This window comes from Paenibacillus sp. FSL R7-0340 (assembly GCF_038002205.1).
GTDB lineage: Bacteria > Bacillota > Bacilli > Paenibacillales > Paenibacillaceae > Paenibacillus > Paenibacillus polymyxa_B.
Window position 1 is genome coordinate 386,913 of record NZ_JBBOBY010000002.1, and the last position, 19,035, is coordinate 405,947.

16 protein-coding genes are annotated in these 19,035 nt (G+C 45.7%); 12 read left to right on the top strand and 4 right to left on the bottom strand.

The genetic code is table 11. The annotated features are described in order from the left end of the window. Positions 1–194 precede the first annotated feature (194 nt). The 6 genes from MKX59_RS24620 (at position 195) to MKX59_RS24645 (ending at position 7,749) form a co-directional block, all read left to right on the top strand. On the top strand, positions 195–1,163 hold the full coding sequence (locus tag MKX59_RS24620; protein ID WP_053324625.1) for an SIS domain-containing protein: 969 nt from the start codon (positions 195–197) through the stop codon (positions 1,161–1,163). Positions 1,164–1,191: 28 nt separating this feature from the next. After that, entirely contained in the window at positions 1,192–2,004 is an 813-nt protein-coding gene (locus MKX59_RS24625) for a PfkB family carbohydrate kinase (protein WP_028541027.1), read from the top strand. A 96-nt stretch (positions 2,005–2,100) separates the two neighbouring features. Beyond that, a complete protein-coding gene (locus tag MKX59_RS24630; RefSeq protein WP_028541026.1) occupies positions 2,101–2,814 on the top strand; it encodes a GntR family transcriptional regulator in 714 nt (237 codons plus the stop codon). Between the two features lie 135 nt (positions 2,815–2,949). Continuing rightward, on the top strand, positions 2,950–4,533 hold the full coding sequence (locus MKX59_RS24635; protein WP_053324626.1) for an amidohydrolase: 1,584 nt from the start codon (positions 2,950–2,952) through the stop codon (positions 4,531–4,533). Positions 4,534–4,535: 2 nt separating this feature from the next. Further along, positions 4,536–5,966, top strand: a complete 1,431-nt coding sequence (locus MKX59_RS24640) for a YfcC family protein (protein ID WP_340859195.1) — start codon at positions 4,536–4,538, stop codon at positions 5,964–5,966. Between the two features lie 112 nt (positions 5,967–6,078). After that, the gene (locus tag MKX59_RS24645) at positions 6,079–7,749 is read left to right on the top strand and encodes a ribonuclease J (protein ID WP_028541023.1); all 1,671 of its coding nucleotides are present in this window, start codon (positions 6,079–6,081) and stop codon (positions 7,747–7,749) included. A 212-nt stretch (positions 7,750–7,961) separates the two neighbouring features. Here MKX59_RS24645 and MKX59_RS24650 read toward each other — a convergent pair whose 3' ends face one another. Next, positions 7,962–9,221 carry a BaiN/RdsA family NAD(P)/FAD-dependent oxidoreductase gene (locus MKX59_RS24650; RefSeq protein WP_340859197.1) on the bottom strand — a complete coding sequence of 420 codons (1,260 nt, stop codon included), beginning with the start codon at positions 9,219–9,221 and terminating at the stop codon, positions 7,962–7,964. A 290-nt stretch (positions 9,222–9,511) separates the two neighbouring features. Between MKX59_RS24650 and MKX59_RS24655 the strand changes: the two genes are divergently transcribed. From MKX59_RS24655 to nadE, 3 genes are all read left to right on the top strand, one after another. Further along, positions 9,512–11,251 (top strand): two-component system sensor histidine kinase NtrB, encoded by a 1,740-nt coding sequence (locus MKX59_RS24655; protein WP_028541021.1) that lies wholly within the window; start codon positions 9,512–9,514, stop codon positions 11,249–11,251. 141 nt (positions 11,252–11,392) lie between these two features. Then, complete coding sequence (locus tag MKX59_RS24660; protein ID WP_023986978.1) at positions 11,393–11,827, top strand: BrxA/BrxB family bacilliredoxin; 435 nt, start codon at positions 11,393–11,395, stop codon at positions 11,825–11,827. A gap of 101 nt (positions 11,828–11,928) precedes the next feature. Next, complete coding sequence (gene nadE, locus MKX59_RS24665) at positions 11,929–12,738, top strand: ammonia-dependent NAD(+) synthetase (RefSeq protein ID WP_025722646.1); 810 nt, start codon at positions 11,929–11,931, stop codon at positions 12,736–12,738. A 211-nt stretch (positions 12,739–12,949) separates the two neighbouring features. On the opposite strand, the gene MKX59_RS24670 is transcribed toward nadE, so the two are convergent. Further along, a complete protein-coding gene (locus MKX59_RS24670) occupies positions 12,950–13,777 on the bottom strand; it encodes an alpha/beta hydrolase family protein (RefSeq protein ID WP_069080781.1) in 828 nt (275 codons plus the stop codon). Between the two features lie 184 nt (positions 13,778–13,961). Between MKX59_RS24670 and acpS the strand changes: the two genes are divergently transcribed. Continuing rightward, positions 13,962–14,366, top strand: coding sequence for a holo-ACP synthase (acpS, locus tag MKX59_RS24675; protein WP_023986981.1), 405 nt, complete (start codon positions 13,962–13,964; stop codon positions 14,364–14,366). A 4-nt stretch (positions 14,367–14,370) separates the two neighbouring features. Continuing rightward, complete coding sequence (mutY, locus tag MKX59_RS24680) at positions 14,371–15,603, top strand: A/G-specific adenine glycosylase (protein ID WP_340859204.1); 1,233 nt, start codon at positions 14,371–14,373, stop codon at positions 15,601–15,603. A 250-nt stretch (positions 15,604–15,853) separates the two neighbouring features. On the opposite strand, the gene MKX59_RS24685 is transcribed toward mutY, so the two are convergent. Continuing rightward, entirely contained in the window at positions 15,854–16,747 is an 894-nt protein-coding gene (locus MKX59_RS24685; RefSeq protein WP_029515796.1) for a TetR/AcrR family transcriptional regulator, read from the bottom strand. Between the two features lie 125 nt (positions 16,748–16,872). Here MKX59_RS24685 and MKX59_RS24690 point away from each other — a divergent pair, with 125 nt between their 5' ends. Beyond that, positions 16,873–17,451, top strand: a complete 579-nt coding sequence (locus MKX59_RS24690; RefSeq protein ID WP_029515795.1) for a hydrolase — start codon at positions 16,873–16,875, stop codon at positions 17,449–17,451. Between the two features lie 604 nt (positions 17,452–18,055). Here the strand turns inward: MKX59_RS24690 and MKX59_RS24695 are convergent. Continuing rightward, on the bottom strand, positions 18,056–18,877 hold the full coding sequence (locus MKX59_RS24695) for an AraC family transcriptional regulator (protein ID WP_340859207.1): 822 nt from the start codon (positions 18,875–18,877) through the stop codon (positions 18,056–18,058). Positions 18,878–19,035 lie beyond the last annotated feature (158 nt).

Genomic DNA, 19,035 nt, shown 5'->3' on the forward strand with positions numbered 1-19,035 from the left:
AACCACTATCAATGAATTAAAACTAAAAAAGGAGCTCTAATCCCTTACATAAAAGGATTAGAGCTTTTTTAATGACAGGTTATAAAAAAAGTCTATTTGATCGAATAATTGGGCTTGACACTTTTATTGAAAGCGCTTATATTTATCTCGTAAACAATACGTTATATAACGTTATATAAAAGGGAGAGATAACAATGAATGTACATCAGACGGTTCAAACGATTTATGAACAAGCGAGTGGGAAGATTTCAGAGGTTTATTTAGTAGCCTGCGGGGGCTCATTAGTCGATATGTATCCCTCAAAATATTTTCTGGATAGTGAAGCAAAGAAGCTGGTAGCAGGCATGTATACGGCGAATGAGTTTGTGCACGCGCTGCCAAAACGTTTAGGTAAAAACGCAGTAGTCATCGTTTGCTCCCATGGTGGAAACACGCCGGAATCGGTTGCGGCTGCTAAATCAGCCAAAGAGAAAGGCGCTTACACCATCGGCTTAACCCACAATAGTGAAGCGACACTGCTCAATTATTCCGATTATTCATTCCTCTACGAATGGGGAGATGAGAGCGATGTCAAAAATAACCCGATGGCTATTATTTTGGAGCTTACTGTTGAGCTGCTTCAGATCGCTGAAGGCTATGTGCATTATCAAGCTTTCCAGAACGGCTTGGGAGCAATCAATGGAATTATTAACCGGGCAAAAATACAAGTTGAACCCCGTGCCAGTGTATTTGCTGACAAATATCGCAATGAAGACCTTTTCTATATCCTGACCAGCGGAGCTTCTTATGGACATGCCTACGGATTTGCTATCTGTTCTCTGATGGAAATGCAATGGCTCCATGCGGCTTCAATCCATTCCGGTGAATTTTTCCACGGTCCGTTTGAAGTAACGGATAAAGAAACTCCATTTATTCTGATGATCAACGAAGGACGCACACGGGCACTGGATGAGCGGGCACGGACTTTCCTAAGTCAATATGCCGAGAAAGTGGAAGTGATCGATGCGAAGGAGCTTGGAATCGGAACCATTGCCGACGAGGTCGTCGAGTTTTTTAACCCGGTTTTATTTTACAGCATTGTATGTGTTTATCGTGAAGCACTCGCAAATGTACGCAATCACCCACTGGAAACTCGCCGTTATATGGGCAAAGTAGCTTACTAAGCGCTCTTACCAACAGGAGGAAACCATCATGAAAGTTCTAGGCATTGGCGATAATGTGGTAGATAAATATGTTCATCTGCACATGATGTATCCTGGCGGCAATGCGCTTAATTTCAGTGTATTTGCCAAAAAAGCGGGAGTAGATGCAGCCTTTATAGGAGTATTCGGAGATGATAACGAAGCGCAGCATGTAGAACACATTCTCCGTGAGCTGGAAATTGACATTTCACGGTGCAGATATCACAGCGGTGAGAACGGCTGCGCACGTGTAACCCTGGAAGACGGAGACAGAGTATTTCTGGGCAGCAATGAGGGAGGAGTTACACGTCTCCATCCGCTGGAGCTGAGTGAAGAAGACAAGGCCTATGTTGGCGGGTTCGACCTTATACACACCGGCTTGTACAGTCATACAGGGCACTTGCTGCCTGAATTGGAGACACTGGGAATCCCTCTTTCTTTTGACTTTTCGGATGATTTCGTAGATGCACAAGTGGAGAAATATATTGCGTATGCCGATTTCGCTTTCTTCTCTTGCAGCCATATGACGGATGAAGAGACACAGAACTATATCCGCTCCAATCGAAAAAAAGAGGGGCAAATCCTGGTAGCCACACGCGGCGGAGATAGATCTATTGCCTATGATGGTACTAAGTTCTATTTTCAAATGCCTGATTCCGTTGACGCTGTGGATACGATGGGGGCAGGAGACTCTTATATAACCGCCTTTTTACTGAGTTTTTTAAAAAATAGCAACATTCAGGACGCTATGGCAGAAGGCTCGAGGGTTGCCGCCCAGAGCTGTCTGGTAGAAGGTTCTTTCGGATACGGCGTCCGCTACTAATAAAATATTTTCAAATATCTTCACTTGTAAGAATATGTAACATTTGATACTCTAAGTGGGAGTAATATAACGTTATATGACAAGTGAGGGCACATTATGTTGAATTCAGACCAAGCAGAGCCATTATATATTCAATTACAAAAAGCAGTCAAAACCGCTATTCATAATGGAACATTTACGCAGGGAAGTCGTATACCTACCGAAACTGAGCTAAGCGAGACCTACAATGTAAGTCGAATTACCGTAAGAAAAGCAATTGCCGAATTGGTTCATGAAGGTTATCTGACCAAACGTCAAGGAAAAGGTACCTTTGTCAATGTACCCAAAATTGGGCGGAAGATTGAACATATCATCAGCTTTACAGCTGCCTGCAAATCCAACGGCCTCTCTTCACACAGTGTGGTCACAGAACGTGAAATCATAGAAGCAGATGAGGAAATTGCACATCAGTTGCAGCTGCCACAAGGAGAAAAAGTGTTATTTATTCAGCGCAAGAGATACGCCGGTGATCGACCGCTAATGCTGGAGAATAATCTTTATCCTTATGACCGATTTTCTTTTCTAATGGAAGAACAGTTGGAGGGCTCTGTATACGAACTGCTGCGTCATAAATACAGCATCGATCCTAACCAACCGGGAGAGACGATATTACAAATCGCTTTGGCGGATGAATACCAAGCAAAGCTGCTGGAGACGGCCATCGGACAGGCGTTGTTCTACATGCACACGATTATTTATGATCAGCATGGAAGCCCCGTTCATGTAGGTAAGCAGTACATCATTGGAGACCGTTATCAATTCTCAATATAAATCCGTTGCCTGTTAGGTAATGTTATTCAGGTACGGCGCAGCTTCTGCTTCCACTTCATAAGAGAAGCAGAAGCAATATTATAACGTTATATTACGTTATGTTATAGGACGGATAAATAATGAGGGGGTGAAATTGTGCAAGGGAAGAATGACACATTAGCGGACAAAGTTTTACTGTCAAATGCTATTTTTAATGGCTTAGAAAATGAAGCCTCGCCTGGGTTTATTGCACTGCGAGGAGAATGTATTGCAGCAGTGGGGCGTCCCGAGGAAGCACAAGCTTGGATAGGAGCGGGAACGGTTGTCTGTGATTTGGGTGATGCTTTTATCATGCCAGGAGTTCATGACAACCATGTATTTTTTACCGGATATATGTCGATGCATCGGGGCGTGGATTTGACTCATGCAGCCTCGATTGAAGAAGCAGTGGAATCAATGCTACAAGCGGCAAACAATCTTCTGCCAGGGAAAGATGTAACCGCTTACGGTTGGAGCGAGGAAGGATGGGGCAAGCTGCCTGAGCAAAGCTTGTTGGACGAGCTGTTCCCTGATCGGGCGGTAATTGCCATTAACCTAAATAAAAGCTACTGCTGGATGAACCGACTGGCTCAGGAGAAATATCAATTTTTGCCGGATCAATGCAGTGCTGAGGCACGCGCTTTGCTGCTCCAAGCTATGATGCAGGACCACAGTCTTGTCAAACAAGAGTTTATGGAGTTTTGCCGCATACTAGCTGCACGAGGAGTTACTTCCATAAAAGATATTGGCTTTGACCGGCATAGCGAGTTGCTGCCGATTCTAGAAGAATTGAAAGAAACAGGGGAACTGCCACTCCGATTTCATTTCTCGCTTGAACCCGTTGTTGAATCGCTTGATATTGCCACCGGTATGAAGTATAAAGCACTTTATAATGGAGACCTTATTCGTTTCCAAGGATACAAGCTGATGCTTGACGGTGTCGTAGCAGATCATACGGGGGACATGCTGGAACCTTACGCAGATATGCCCGGAGTAACGACTTTGAGGACGGTTGACTACAAAAAGATTGAAGCCTCTGTGCTGGAAGCAGACAGCCAAGGTATCAAATGTTGTCTAACTGCAGAAGGTGATGCTGCGATTCGCCAAGCGGTATCCATGATTGAAAAATGCCGCGAACAACAAGGTAATAACCTTATCAGACATTCTATCAGTGATCTAGAGTATCCTCATCCAGATGATCTGATCAGAATGGGCGAAAACGAAATTTTTGCCGAAGTCTACGCTCAAATCCTGCTACTGAATCCAACCTATGAAGAGGCCTATATGCCTGTTGTGGTAGGCAAAGGTAATGAAAATCGGTTTTATAATTATAAATCTATGCTGGAGGCTAATGTGCCAATAACCATTGGGACTGATCTGCCCTTATTTATCACGAGTGTTCCCGATTCACTGTACTCAGCTTCTCATCGGTTATTTCCGGACGGATCACCTGCTGGAGGCTGGTATCCCGATCGGGGGATGCCGCCATCCGAAGTTTTAAAGGCATGGACCATTAATGGAGCCAAACATTGTTATATGGAAGAGGTTACAGGCACGCTAGAGGCTGGAAAATATGCTGACATCGCCGTTTTTGATCGCGACCTCCTTAACGCATCCGCTGGTGACATCAGGGACGCCCAAGTGATATTGACCATTATGGGAGGGAAGGTTACGTATAACCATTCTTGGAATGAGGGATAAACATGAACATCAAGAATATGAAATGGAAATTATCCTTGCCCCATAGCTATACTTTAATATTTTTGATTATTATTACAGTCGCCGCATTGACATGGATTGTGCCCAGCGGACAATTTGAGCGTCATGAAGTGACAGTAAACGGCGTGACCAAAACGGCGATCGTTTCGGGAACCTATCACACTGTACCCAAAACTGGTGAGAACGGTGATTTAAGACAAGGACTCCCTCAAATCCTAAGCGCTCCTATTGAGGGGATTATCAATGCCGCGGATGTCGTCTCTTTTGTCCTTATTGTGGGCGGCTCCTTCGGGATTATACTGCAGACGGGAGCCATCGATCGTGCCCTGACAGCTCTTGCCAGACGGCTGAAGAATAAGGGGATTCTGCTTATTCCAATTGCCATGGTTATATTCAGTCTCGGAGGCTCTACCTTTGGGATGAGCGAAGAAATTATTCCGCTTTATGCGATTTTTATTCCGTTAATGTTTGCCCTAGGCTTCGATTCTATGACTGCTATTCTCATTCTATTTCTGGGAACGCAAATTGGCTATGTTGGTTCGACTGTTAATCCATTTTCAGTATTGATTGCCCAGGGGATCGCAGGAGTGGAGGGGAATCCTCAGCTCTGGCTGAGATTTATTGAATGGCTTGTATTTACTATGATTTCTATTGCCTTTACGATGTGGTATGCGCATCGTGTTAAGAGAAATCCGCAGAAATCCATTGTTTTTCAGAGTGATATTATAAATCGTGAGCAATTTATAAAAGAAAATACAGGTGAGGACGTCGTCTTCACGTTTCGAGACAAATTAATAATAGGTGGATTTATTGTAACGCTTGGAGCAATTGTCTGGGGAATTTTGGCTAAAGGTTGGTATATGACTGAAATTGGTGCCCTTTTCTTCGCACTCGGTCTTTTTGTCGGGGTAGTTACTAAAATGAGCCAGAAGGAAATAGCTGAGAATTTTGTAAAAGGGTGTGGAGAATTCATCTACGCTGCAGTGATCATAGGTCTCGCCCGCGGAATTCTGATCATCGCCGAGCAGGGTATGATCATCGATACCGTATTGAATGCACTCGCAAGCATTCTGGAAGGATTGCCAAGTTACTTGTTCACTACCATTATGTTGGTTGCACATAATATTATTACTTTCCTGGTCCCATCTTCTTCGGGGGAAGCAGCACTAACCATGCCTGTACTTGCACCACTTGGCGATCTTGTAGGTATCAATCGTGAAGCAGTAGTCACAGCGTACCAATTCGGTAACGGGTTAACCAATCTAATTTCACCGACAGGCGGAGTACTGCTGGCGGGATTGGCCATTGCCCGGATCAGCTTTGGACAGTGGCTGAAGGTAATCTTCAAGCTATTCCCGATCCTGTGGTTAGTTGCTGCTATTTTTGCTGCTATTTCGGCTGCGGTGGGTATCTAATAAATCAAGTGAGAGCCCCTGTCTTTTAGAGACAAGGGTTTCTTTTTGTGCATAAGTTTACGTGGAAAATGAATAATATGGATAGCATTTTCCTAAGGAGGAAATAAAATTGATGCATGCTGATAATAGATTACTCATTGCTGCTCTAGGCGGTGTTAATGAAATCGGGAAAAACATGTATTTTATCCAATACGATCAGGATATTGTCGTTATCGATTGTGGTTCCAAGTTTCCTGATGAGAACTTGCCTGGTATTGACCTCATTGTGCCGGATGTCACCTATCTGCTGGAAAATCAGGATAAAGTCAGAGCGCTCATTGTGACTCATGGGCATGAGGATCACATCGGAGGTATTCCCTATCTGCTGAAGCAGATTAATATGCCCGTTTATGGAACAAAGCTCACCATCGAATTAATTAAAATTAAGTTAAGGGAGCACAACCTTTTACGTGATGCTGAGCTTCATCTTATAGATGCGGATTCAACCGTTCAAGCGGGAACGATTCAGGCATCCTTTTTCACTACCGTCCACAGTATCCCGGATTGCCTGGGTGTCTTTTTTCAGACACCGGAAGGAAATGTGGTCCATACCGGGGATTTCAAATTCGATATGTCTCCCGTCAGTGGACCTTTCCCCGATCTTCATCGCATGGCTGAAATAGGAAAGAAGGGGGTAAAAGTGCTGCTCTCCGAAAGTACAAATGCCGAAAGGCCAGGATTTACTCCTTCAGAGCGTTTGGTTGGCGGACATATTTTGGATGCTTTTGCCAGAGCCAAACAGCAAGTATTTATTTCTACGTTTGCATCCAATGTGAACCGTGTCCAACAAGTCATTGACGCGGCTGTAGAAACAGGCAGAAAACTCGTTCTACTGGGTCGCAGCATGATAAATGTGGTGTCAGTGGCTAAGGAGCTGGGTTTCTTGCACATGCCTGAGGACTTGTTGATTGAGGCGGGAGAAACAGAACGGTTTCCTGCAGAAGAAATTGCTATTTTATGTACAGGAAGTCAGGGTGAGCCAATGGCTGCACTGTCCCGTCTAGCCAATTCCCTGCATCCCAGAATCGAAATTTTGCCTGGTGATACTGTAATCATTGCTGCAGGAGCCATACCCGGGAATGAACGGAATCTTTCCCAGGTCATTGATAACCTGTACGTACTGGGCGCCAACGTTATTTATGGATCAGGCAGCACCACAGGGATGCACGTGTCCGGTCATGGCAGCCAGGAAGAATTAAAATTAATGATGACCCTGATGAAACCCGAGTTTTTAATTCCCATACACGGCGAATTCAGGATGTTGTATCAGCATCGTCAGCTAGCGGAGTCTGTGGGGATTCCGATGGAGAATGTATTTATCGTCCATAACGGTGACACTGTTCAAATCGAAGAGGGAAGGGCATCCCTAGGCCCCAAAGTAGCAGCAGGCAATAGCTTGGTAGACGGGTTGGTCACAGGGGACGTAGGTAATATTGTACTGCGAGACCGTAAAAAGCTTTCATCAGACGGAATGCTGATTATTGTGATGACGTTGAGCAAAAACGAGAAGCAAATGCTCGCAACACCAGAGGTCATATCAAGAGGGTTTGTATATGTTAAGGATTCCGAAGAGCTCATGAGCCAGATCCACGACACGATTATGTCCACAGTGAACGAGTTAACCGAAATCGAAATGAGTCAGTGGGGACTGATTAAGCAGATGTTAAAAGATGATGTTGGCCGGTTTATTTACAGTCAGACGAAGAGAAGACCCATGATTTTACCTATCATTATTGAGGTTTAAATAGCGGCAAATGTCAAAACAAGATGGAGCTTGTTCTTTACGCCATTTTAAAAAAAAGGCTTAAATCAGTAACATGACTGATTTAAGCCTTTTTGATTTCCTTCCTACTTTTCCTATAAGAATGCGGATGTAATGGCGGTTTGCAGCGCAGCGGAGGATTTGAATCTGGAGAAGCGACAGCGTTCGTAAGATCAAATCCTACGCGCAGCGTCTTAATCGCTTACGGCCGCTTGGGTTCCTGCTGTATGCCCTGTCGTAAACGCCGCTGTAATATTATAACCTCCAGTGTAACCGTGAATATCGAGAATCTCACCGCAGAAGAACAATCCAGGCATCAGTTTGGACTCCATTGTTTTCGGATTAATTTCCTTCAAATTCACACCGCCCCCGGTAACAAATGCTTCCTTCAGAGAGAGCGTACCGTTCACACGGATTGGAAACGCCTTAATGCGATGAGCAAGTTCTTGCCACTGCTGCTTAGGAATATGATCATAGGTCAAGTCCTCACGCAGTTCGGCTTGCTGGAGCAACAATGGAATCAAGCGTTCCGGTAAATAAGGCTTAAGCACGTTTTTGATCGCTTTTTTAGCATCGACCGATGCCAATTCCAGCGTCTCACGGTAGACTTCATCGGCATGTTTGTGAGGCTGCAAATCGAGAGTCAACAACACCGTGTTCACCTTATCCTTTTTCATTCCCTTGACGACAAACTGACTGCACCGCAAAGCAGTCGGGCCAGATAGACCAAAATGTGTAAAAATCATATCTCCTTCATGGACGACAACTTTCTTTTGCTTCGCATTCCATACGGTCAGACTGATGTCGCGTAAGGATAGTCCCTGAAGCTCTTTCGTCTGGATAAACGTCTCGCCTGAGGTCAACGGCACCTCTGTTGGATATAGCTCCGTAATGGTATGCCCTGCTTGTTCTGCCCATGCATAGCCGTCACCTTCCGAGCCTGTATGCGGGACGGATTTGCCACCAACGGCTACAATGACATTACGGCTATGTAGGATTTTACCGGAACGCAGTCGCACCCCAGCTGTATGACCTTCAGTGTAAATAACCTCTTGAACAGGACTGCTTGTCCGAATCTCGACTCCTTGAGAGCGTACCTTGTTGATCAAAGCATCGACAACTGTTTTGGCTTTGTCCGTCACTGGAAACATACGCCCGTTGTCTTCTTCCTTTAAGGCTATACCCAACTGTTCAAAAAAGGCGATGATATCCCGATTGCCGAAAGCCGCCAGTGCACTGTGCAGAAATCGGCCATTGCCGGGAATGTGCCGAATGAGTTCGTCCAGCTCTTTGGCATTCGTGACATTGCAACGGCCTCCACCAGAGATCCCCAGCTTACGCCCGAGTTTATTTCCCTTTTCCAGCAAAATCACCTTGGCACCTTCACCGCTGGCAGCAGCAGCAGCCATTAATCCGGCTGAGCCGCCTCCGATCACAATAACGTCGTAAGTCATTAACCTCTTCCTTTTCGTCGACAAATTTTCAAAATCATTCAGAACGGCGTAACCGATTGTTCATCATAACGTAATACCGTCACTTTAGATAGTTTTCGAGTACAGTAACGCGTATATCTTTCAATTGTAGGGATATGGATTGCGTAAAAACGCTCCTCTTATAAACATCTAGTATTTAGCAAATTTTGTCGTTCTACACCGGGATTTTAACACATATATTGTAATATATTGTAGCCTGTGCTTTAATTCAACTAACGGCGTCAAGGAAAGATGATGAGGGGGAGAAGTCCTTGTTAATTGCGTTGAAGGAAAGTGTGCTCCAAGTTCTCCTTGCCGTTATATCGGCGGGTTTTTTCTCTATATTAACGGATTATGGGGATAAGAAAAAGGTTTGGGGTGGCAATCTGCTTCCTGGACCCAATCAAGGAATACTGTATTTGTGTTGCTTGCCAGCCATATTGCTATGTACACTCTTTCAATATCAGTCTCCATATGGTCTACCTTCCAATCTCGGTATTATTCCCCTTGCAGTTGGCATCATGTACGGTAGACGTCGCACTGCCTTCGTGCTCGCCGCTTCCGCACTGATGGGAGTCCTAATTATAGCCCAGTCGACAGAAATGTCCCCGATGTATGTGGGCACGGGTTTTATCCTTTTTCCTTTTATGCTCCTGCATGTCAAGTTTTTTCAAAGAGGAACAATGTTGGACAAAAAGCTCCTGATCTCCGCATATGTTGTGGCTGATATGCTGTTTAAGGCGATATTTCCGCTACTGTGGGGCAAACAGGATATTGCGGTATACATTCCTGACTTACTTACAACGTTTTGGAATATTGGTGCAGGGGTACTGGCAAGTTTTACGGTCGTGAGCCTGATGCATAATGCCTTTGAGAAGCTGGCGTTACGGCGTGATGTGACTGAGTTTACGAGCAAATATTTAATTGAAGTGGATAAGCTGCGTCAAGTTATGGATTTGATGCCGTTATCTCTTGTTACTTTGGACAGCGAAGAACGAGTTATACATATGAACAAAACGATGCTGGAACTCTATCGGGACTACGATCCCTACATTACGCTGCCTGAGGTAGTAGGTCGTCCATTCACCTCGTTATATGGTTTTAGCGCTTTGCCTGCGGTTAACGAACGAGTTGCGAAAGCGTTGGAAGGAGAGGCGGGGGCTGATTTTATAAATGTTACCCCAAAAGTATTCTTCTCAAGTTTCCTTCCTATTCGGGATAAACATGCAAACCAAACGACAGGTGTCATTATCGCCTTGCAAGATATTACAGAGCTGGAGACGCTGCGTAGTGAGCTAGGCAATTTTGAAAGGCTCAGTCTGGTTGGACAGATGGCAGCAGGCATTACTCATGAAATACGTAATCCGATGGCGGTTGTGCGTGGTTTTTTACAGCTTATGCGTGAGAAAAGCCCAGAATCCCTCAACCATTATTACCGCATTGTGATGGAGGAACTTGACCGGGCGAACGGGATTATTAACGATTTTCTTTCACTGGCCCAGAATCGAATTGTTGAGAAGGAGCAATGTCATCTGCATGATATTATTCGCGAACTGACGCCTTTATTGTGGGCAGATGCGAATCTGAGGGGACAGACGATTGAGCTAAAGTTAGAGGATCATGTGACGATGCTGCATTTGAACCCTAAGGAAATGAAGCAATTGCTGCTTAATTTATCGCGTAATGCGATGGAAGCTATGGGGGAAAAGGGAGTGCTGACCATTTCGACTCATGAGGAAGGGGATTTCGTGGAAATGGAAGTAAAGGATACAGGTCCGGGAATTCCGCAAAAGCAGCTTGAAAAGCTGTTCCAACCTTTTTACACGACCAAAACGAAAGGTACAGGTCTGGGTCTGGCCTTATGTCAAAGTATAGTGGAGCGTCATCACGGTACAATTGCCGTAGATTCGGTGGAGGGAATGGGCACGCAGTTTAAAGTTCGATTGCGTAGAACCGTTCCGACTTACCGGGATCATTCTGAGTTTCCTGTCATGAATTCGATACAGAAATAATCGTGCAAATATATAGCCGGATTTTTGCAAATTACGTGAAAAAGATTGTATAATGAAGTTTAGATGTCCATGCCTTTACTACGGCAAAGGATGAAATTAGAAACGTAGTATACATGATTTTTGGAAAAGGAGTGAAAGAATATGTCTATGTCTTTCGATCAATATATGAGAGATTCAGTTCAGCCAATGCGTGATGAACTGACGAATCTTGGGATTCAGGAACTGCGTACTTCTGAAGATGTGGAGGCCAAGCTGCCTAATGCTAAAGGTACAGTGCTGGTTGTTGTGAACTCGGTATGTGGTTGTGCCGCAGGCCAATGCCGCCCAGGTGTTGCTGAAGCACTGAAGCATGATCTTACGCCAGATCATCTGTATTCGGTTTTTGCCGGACAGGACAAGGAAGCAACAGCAAAGGCTCGCGAATTTTTCGCGCCTTACCCACCGTCTTCCCCTTCTATCGCGCTGTTGAAAGACGGCGAGCTGGTTCACTTCATCGAGCGTCATCAGGTGGAGGATCGTTCGGCAGATCAGATCGCTGCTGATTTGACCAGTGCATTTGATCGTTTTTGCCGGTAAGACTGCTCAAGCTATGCCCCGCATTTTTCGCCTGCGAAACTTGCCGGGGCTTTTGCATGTTGGCTTGTGAAGGAAATTCCTAAAAAAGAGGTGCTTATCTGATGAGTTTGCAGGAACAGATTATTGCTGAATTGGGAGTACAACCTACGATTAACGTAGAAGCGGAGGTCCGCAAGCGTGTGGATTTCCTCAAGTCGTATGTAACGAAAACGGGAAGCAAAGGGCTGTTGATCGCCATCAGTGGCGGGATTGACAGTGCCGTAGCAGCCGCTTTGTGCAAGCGGGCTACAGATGAATTGACGCAGGAGCAAGGGGACGAATACAAAACGCTGGGTGTATTCCAGCCATATGGCCAACAGGAAGATATCGAGCATAGCTACGCGGTAGCCAAAGCGTTCGACCTGAAATATGCTGGGGAAACGAACATTAAGGAAGCCGTGGACAAGGTTGCCGTGGAAGTGGAGCATACGTTAAAGGATATCGGTCTGGAGCGTTCCATTACTCCGCAAGTGAGAGGGAATGTAAAGGCAAGAACACGTATGGTGGTTCAGTACGCACTCGCGAATGAGCTGAATCTGCTCGTCGTTGGCACAGATCACGCTTCAGAAGCCATCACAGGCTTTTATACCAAATGGGGCGATGGAGCGGTCGATATTACGCCACTTAGCACGCTTAACAAACGTCAGGTGCGCTTGCTGGCCAGCTATCTCGGAGTTCCGCAGGCCATTTTGGACAAAGCGCCTACAGCAGGATTGTGGGAAGGCCAGACGGATGAAAAAGAACTGGGGATCTCCTACGAAGCAAACAGCGACTACCTAGAAGGCAAGGAAATTGACCCCGCGGCACGCGAAAAGCTGGAAAGCTTCTTTACACGTACAGCGCATAAGCGGACAAGCATCCCAGGAGTGTAAGCATTAATCATTATGGAATTGTAAAATGCTCAAGTGAGGATTTTGCAAAAATCCAATAAGCGATTTTCAATAAATAATATATAGATCGAAATGGTCTAGTTCGTCTATATATTGCACTTGGAGCGAATGGAATCGAATTTTGCAAAATCCTGAAGTAAATAAATGCGGCGATCCGCCCGGCGGATCGCCGTTTGTATTGAAGGGGCAATAATTAATTGGCGATCCACTCAATGAAGCGGCGAGTTTCGGTAATCGCTTGATCGAGTGGAAGACTGCCTCCCTGGAATGGATGAACGGTATTAAAGGTATGAGTGCCGCCTTGAATTTGTACCCATTCGATGTCGGGACGAACGGAAGTGAGCAGGGCAGAGCCTTCCCGTAGACGTTTGGAATCTTCGGTTCCCTGGATCAGTACAGCTGGGAGCTGGCTGTTGGCAAGTCTGTCTACAATGGCAAAACGCTGGCGATTTTGTTCCAGGTCTTCCAGAATGACAGCATCCAGCGGAAGCTGTTGTCCGGTTCTGGCGTTTTCCACATAGCTGCGCCCCTTGGCGCGCATTTCTTCTTTTTGCGGTAAAGTAAACAGATCAAGATCTGTCACGCCATTCCATGAAATGACGCCAGCAATCTCACCGGGATGATCTAGAGCATATACAAAGCAGCTCCCCGCGCCTCGGCTATGTCCTAACAGAAACAACGGCAATTCTCTGAACTCATGACGTGCTCTCAGATTGGATAGCAATAGTTCCAAATCCTCTTGTTCGCGGCTATAGGTGTTGCGTGCGAACTTTTCCAGCTCGGTAAAATTCTCTAGATCCTCACCTATGCCATTATGTGAAAAGTTGAAGGTCACAACATGGTTATCCGTACTCAATGCTTCTGCTATATAGGGGAACATGCCCCAATCCTTAAATCCTTTGTAGCCGTGAGCGATGATGAGCAGGCTTTTGGCTGTATTTTTAGCGGGAAACCAGGAAGCCCGGATCACCGCATCTGTTCCTGCTTCGGTACCTGCTTCAACAATAATGGTTTCTGACATCCAATCCTTCCTTTCTACGGGAATTTTTTTAAATGGGCATATCAGCTGAATTTCAAAACATTCACCTATAGCCTTTCTTATTTTAACATATTTTGGTGCCGGTTTTACGCCTTTGTGACTCGCCAGGGTGTGGACGCACTGTTACAATAGATCCAGTAAAGTAAAAAGGACGGGGAATACCCAAATGATCTACGGAATTGGACATGATGTGCTGGAAATAAACCGTATGGCTAATATTTTGGCAGGTAAATATGCAGATTCGTTTTTGAATCGGGTGCTGACCCCGGCAGAACGTGAGCTTGCTGTGGAACGCAAGGGTAGACTAACGGAGTTCGTAGCAGGGCGCTTTGCCGCCAAGGAAGCGATAACGAAAGCCTTCGGTTGTGGAATTGGGCAAATCATCGGGTTCGGCGATATGGATATTTTACCGGAACCTGGGGGGAAGCCAGTAGTTTATTTGTCTTCATCCGCGTGGGATAGACTGAGGTTGCCGTCTACAGGTGACTCGAATTACAGCATTCACTTGAGTATTACACATCAGCCTAACATTGCCTCTGCTTTTGTGATTGTCGAATATAAGGAGATGTGATGTGATGACTACAAATACATTGGAACAAAAGCGTTATTTCAGCTTTGAACTGTTGAATTGGTATACACGTAACAAACGCGATTTGCCGTGGCGCCGCCATCGGAATCCTTTTTATATCTGGATCTCGGAAATTATGCTTCAGCAGACGCGTGTGGATACGGTCATTCCGTATTTTAACCGCTTTATTGCACGTTTTCCTACAATTGAAGCGCTGGCGGAAGCACCCGAAGAGGATGTGCTTAAGCTGTGGGAAGGGCTGGGTTATTATTCGCGGGCCCGGAATTTGCAAACTGCGGCAAAACAAGTAGTTGAGCTTCACGGCGGGCAGGTACCGGATGATACACAAGCTGTCGCTGCACTGAAAGGAGTAGGCCCATATACGACGGGGGCGATTATGAGTATCGCCTTTAACCGACCAGAGCCTGCTGTGGACGGGAATGTGATGCGTGTGCTGTCGCGTTATTTTCTCATTGAAGAGGATATTATGAAGGGTAGCACGCGGGCGCATATGGAAAGTCTGGTACGGGAGCTGATTCCCGAAGGAAGAGCCTCTGATTTTAATCAGGCTCTGATGGAGCTGGGGGCGCTGGTCTGCACGCCGAAGTCGCCTCATTGTCTGACCTGCCCGGTCATGGAGCATTGCTCGGGCAGATTGGCAGGTCGCGAGGAGACACTGCCAGTCAAGACCAAGGCGAAGCCGCCGCGGCTGGAGCCGCGCTCCGTCGCTCTCATCGAGGGCAGCGGAGCGAACGCCGGCCGCCTGCTCGTACGGCAGCGCCCGGCCAAGGGCCTGTTGGCCCGCATGTGGGAGCTGCCGCATGAGCTTGCCGGGCCGGAGGGCTACAACGGCCCGGTGCCGGATGAGCCCGCCATGGACCATTTGGCGGCTCATTTGCTGGCAGAGGGCGTGCTTGCGCGCCCGGTGCGGTTTGTACGTGAGGCGGAGCACACGTTCAGCCACATTCACTGGAACCTACGTGTGTTCCAGTGTGAAGAGGTCGCCGCCCCTGCCGGGGAGGCGGGAGGACAACCGCTGGCTGCCGAGCAGCGGGCCAGCTACAGTACCGGAGCGAAGCCGGGGGCGTTGATTACGCTGGCAGAGCAGGCGGAGTACACGCGCAATGTGCTGCCAGCGGGGTACCGCTGGATCAGCGAGGCGGATATGGCCACCTTGGCATTTCCCAAGGTGTTCCTTGATCTGATCACCGAGTATTATGCGAATCAAAAAGAGAACTGATGTTAATTGAATAGCTGTCAGCAAAAAATAAAGTATTAGACTGAGCCTAGAAAATGGAAACAGTGACAACCAAGGACGAGAAAATAAAGTACGAGACTGTCGCTGTTTCCATTGAACTAACGTTTCCCGTTAGCGGAATGCTCGCTAACCGTAACAACATTAGACGTACCTTTCTCGCGTATTGTTCTCTCCCCCCCTAGAGTCTTCACTCTTGTCCCCGATGGGGTTAGATTTGATTTCACATAACAAGCTATCTCCCCCTACCTGAATAAATAATATTCCTTAACTGGATGACCTGACTTTTAAGCTCTTTCTCTCTCTCCAAAAAGTAGAGCGAAGCTTGCAGCAACGGGAAGTTCGGTTCCGCTTTACGAGTTTCGTTCTGGATAAAATGGTAAACCTCTTTCAACTCCGAACGATGTTTTGCGCCGGATGGAAGAACATTAAGGGCCGAATCCATCTCCCGGAACAGCTCGGTAAGGAACTGCTCTCTCTCCCCTTGGCGGTCCTCGAGCCCCCAGCTTAAATACCTCTCGAACGAAGCCTGTTTCAGCAGAGGCTTCAGGTTAGAGGCCATCATATGCTTAACGAGCACATTGAGCTTATCCAAAATGAACCTTGCCGTTTCCTCAAGCGATAGAGACTTTTCTTCATAAACGATCCAAAATAAGTACTCCTTCAGAATCGCACGATAGATGGAAACCAAATCCCACAGGAACGGATAAATTTCTTCGCCATAAACCTGTATCAAGCACTCTTTATGCCATCGGATGAGCCGCCCTCTAACCTTGTGTCTAAGCGGCTGGAACTTGGGATCCTGTTGGATGGGGAGCTCCGTGAATTCGACCAGAATATGCTTGTATTCCATAAAATAACGGAATCGCAGAATGATCTGCTGCAGAAACTGCTCTTCTGGCGAGAGTTCGGGAAAGCGTTTCAGTTCATCGACTTGATCAAAATAGGCGTTATGGCATTGATCAAACACCTCGCTGAAGAGGTCTTCCTTGGAAGGGAAATATTTATAGACTGATCCTTTGGCAATACCGCAATCCTCGGCAATATCCTGTATCGTCGTCGAAAGAAACCCATGTTCCTTAAAAAGCTTCATCGCCGATTTTAAAACCTCTTCCCTTGTCACACTCATAAGAAAAATCTCCCCCTTGACTATTCATGAATGATAGTACAAAATACGAAACATGAAGTCAAATGACTATATGTTCGCGTAATTAAACATACGGTCAAATCGAAGAGATGAGGAGAACATACAGAATGGAACGATTATGGGATCCACAAAAAACAGCGTTGGTTGTTATTGACTTGCAAAAGTGGATAGGAAATCAATACGCCCCTTATTCTGCTGAGCAGGTAGTGTCTAACGCCGCAGCCTTGGCAGATACTTTCCGTGAGCAAAGCTCAATGGTTGCACTGGTCCGGGTATCTAGTAAAGATTTGAAGGATATCCCGCGTCCTAAGTTGGATTCGCCTGGACCACCCCTGAATCTGCCTGAAGGATGGGATCAAATCGTCCCGGAAATGCGGGTCACCGAGACAGACCATATCATCACGAAGAAGCAATGGGGGGCTTTTTACGGAACGGAGCTCGACCTTCAGTTGCGCCGCCGGGGAATTGATACCATCGTCTTATGCGGCATCGCTACTGAGTTGGGCGTTGATACGACTGCGCGGGAGGCGTTTATGCATGGGTATCAGCTGATTTTGGCGATTGATGCTATGACTGGATTTTCCGAAACCGGGCATGATTACGTAAAAAATTTCATTTTTCCACGCATCGGGCGTACCCGGACAACACAGGAAATCCTCTCTGCCCTTTCAGGCAACTGTTTATAGTTGAAAAAATGACTTTCCCATTCCCCGTGTATTATTTGACCGAATACACGAAGAACGCCACTGCTTGAAACTCGCTTTGCGTTTGCTGGGAATCTCATCTGGCCATACTTAAAGGACGATTATGTGTTCTCAGGGTGCACATATTGGCTGACGGCATGGGATACGACCTGCTGCACCAAATATACAAAGTAACCGCTGAATGATATAGAGCGAACGGCTCGTCGCAATTGGCACGCGCTTCTTGTATAGCAACCAGCATGAGTTCCGCAGTGCCCAATGGGACGAGTACGCCTAGTGGCGCAGCGCTAATGCTAATAAATTTGCATAATTGCCAGTGGAATTGGTGGTGCTCTTTTAAACGGTCTTTTCCAATCATGAGCTGCGCTTTTATTGTCTTTCGTAAGGCCATACGATTTATCGAAAGCTTTAAACTATCCTGCCCGTTAGCTTAATGAAGCAACGTCAGTCTAATACTTTAATTTTCAGTCTAGAACTTTATTTTCTTTTGACAATAGCGGCAGTATGGACATGAGGTTGATCCATGCTGCCGCTATTTTTCTGTTTTTGGAATGAATATGCCTAATTTAGTTGCGAACGAAGCGTGTTATTCCTGGGGATTTTTTCGGTATTCGGATGGAGTCACCTTGTTGACCGTTTTGAACATTTTGGAGAATAGGAGTACATCTTTATACCCTACAGACCGCGCAATATCTCCGATTTTAAGGGAAGTATTTCTTAATAGGGAGCACGATTTTTCAATCCTCAAATGTAATAAAAATTCCTGCGGTGACTTATTTAGTTGCTGTTTAAATAAACGATGCAAATACGAACGGTCAATTGAAATGTACTTGGCAATGTCACTTACGGTAATGAAGTGTGAATAGTTTTGCTGAATGAAGAGAAGCGCTTCTTTAATATACCGCTGCTGTCTTACCTCATGGTTGACTTCCTGATTAGGGTAATGTTCAAACATCAAATACAGAAATTCATATAGCTTGGATGCAAGCAGTAGGTCTTTGTTGGATTTCAGTGTAGAAGAAACGACGATGCTCTCCATACAGCGGGCAAGGCTGCCCTCTGCTTCAAACCGGAAAATGGGATTGTCCCTATTGATACAGGTCCGGCTTAGATATTCTTTTGCTTGCACCCCATTAAAACCAATCCAGGCATATTCCCATGGGTCGTCTTCGTCCGCTTCGTAGTAAATTAAAACCTTCGGCTCAATGAAGAAAGCATCGTTTTTCTCCAAATGATAGATTTTATCGTTGACTTTAAAGATCCCTTTTCCTTTTAAAATATAATGCACCATATACCCGCTTCGAATGGCTGGACCATAAGAGTGCTTGCTGGTACAGCTTTCTTTGCCACATGTGTATAAATTGAGATCCAGGTTGTTATAGGAATGATTGGAAAAGTGCGAACTCATTTGTTTTCACCCCTTAATTCATCTCTGTATATTATCACACCGTTTCATATAGAGTCTACATTATTCCATATAATTATTAAAACTATTCAATTATTATTAGGATGTAAACAATAAGAAAACAACATAATTTATAATTTTGAAAAAACGTACTATTGGCG

What these genes read in the sequence shown, in the direction of transcription:
- mutY (WP_340859204.1), top strand. Translation starts at nt 14,371, where the DNA reads ATGACTACAAATACATTGGAACAAAAGCGTTATTTCAGCTTTGAACTG.
- MKX59_RS24670 (WP_069080781.1), bottom strand. Translation starts at nt 13,777, where the DNA reads ATGTCAGAAACCATTATTGTTGAAGCAGGTACCGAAGCAGGAACAGAT.
- MKX59_RS24625 (WP_028541027.1), top strand. Translation starts at nt 1,192, where the DNA reads ATGAAAGTTCTAGGCATTGGCGATAATGTGGTAGATAAATATGTTCAT.
- MKX59_RS24660 (WP_023986978.1), top strand. Translation starts at nt 11,393, where the DNA reads ATGTCTATGTCTTTCGATCAATATATGAGAGATTCAGTTCAGCCAATG.
- MKX59_RS24640 (WP_340859195.1), top strand. Translation starts at nt 4,536, where the DNA reads ATGAACATCAAGAATATGAAATGGAAATTATCCTTGCCCCATAGCTAT.
- nadE (WP_025722646.1), top strand. Translation starts at nt 11,929, where the DNA reads ATGAGTTTGCAGGAACAGATTATTGCTGAATTGGGAGTACAACCTACG.
- MKX59_RS24645 (WP_028541023.1), top strand. Translation starts at nt 6,079, where the DNA reads ATGCATGCTGATAATAGATTACTCATTGCTGCTCTAGGCGGTGTTAAT.
- MKX59_RS24620 (WP_053324625.1), top strand. Translation starts at nt 195, where the DNA reads ATGAATGTACATCAGACGGTTCAAACGATTTATGAACAAGCGAGTGGG.
- MKX59_RS24685 (WP_029515796.1), bottom strand. Translation starts at nt 16,747, where the DNA reads ATGAGTGTGACAAGGGAAGAGGTTTTAAAATCGGCGATGAAGCTTTTT.
- MKX59_RS24630 (WP_028541026.1), top strand. Translation starts at nt 2,101, where the DNA reads ATGTTGAATTCAGACCAAGCAGAGCCATTATATATTCAATTACAAAAA.
- MKX59_RS24650 (WP_340859197.1), bottom strand. Translation starts at nt 9,221, where the DNA reads ATGACTTACGACGTTATTGTGATCGGAGGCGGCTCAGCCGGATTAATG.
- MKX59_RS24695 (WP_340859207.1), bottom strand. Translation starts at nt 18,877, where the DNA reads ATGAGTTCGCACTTTTCCAATCATTCCTATAACAACCTGGATCTCAAT.
- MKX59_RS24690 (WP_029515795.1), top strand. Translation starts at nt 16,873, where the DNA reads ATGGAACGATTATGGGATCCACAAAAAACAGCGTTGGTTGTTATTGAC.
- acpS (WP_023986981.1), top strand. Translation starts at nt 13,962, where the DNA reads ATGATCTACGGAATTGGACATGATGTGCTGGAAATAAACCGTATGGCT.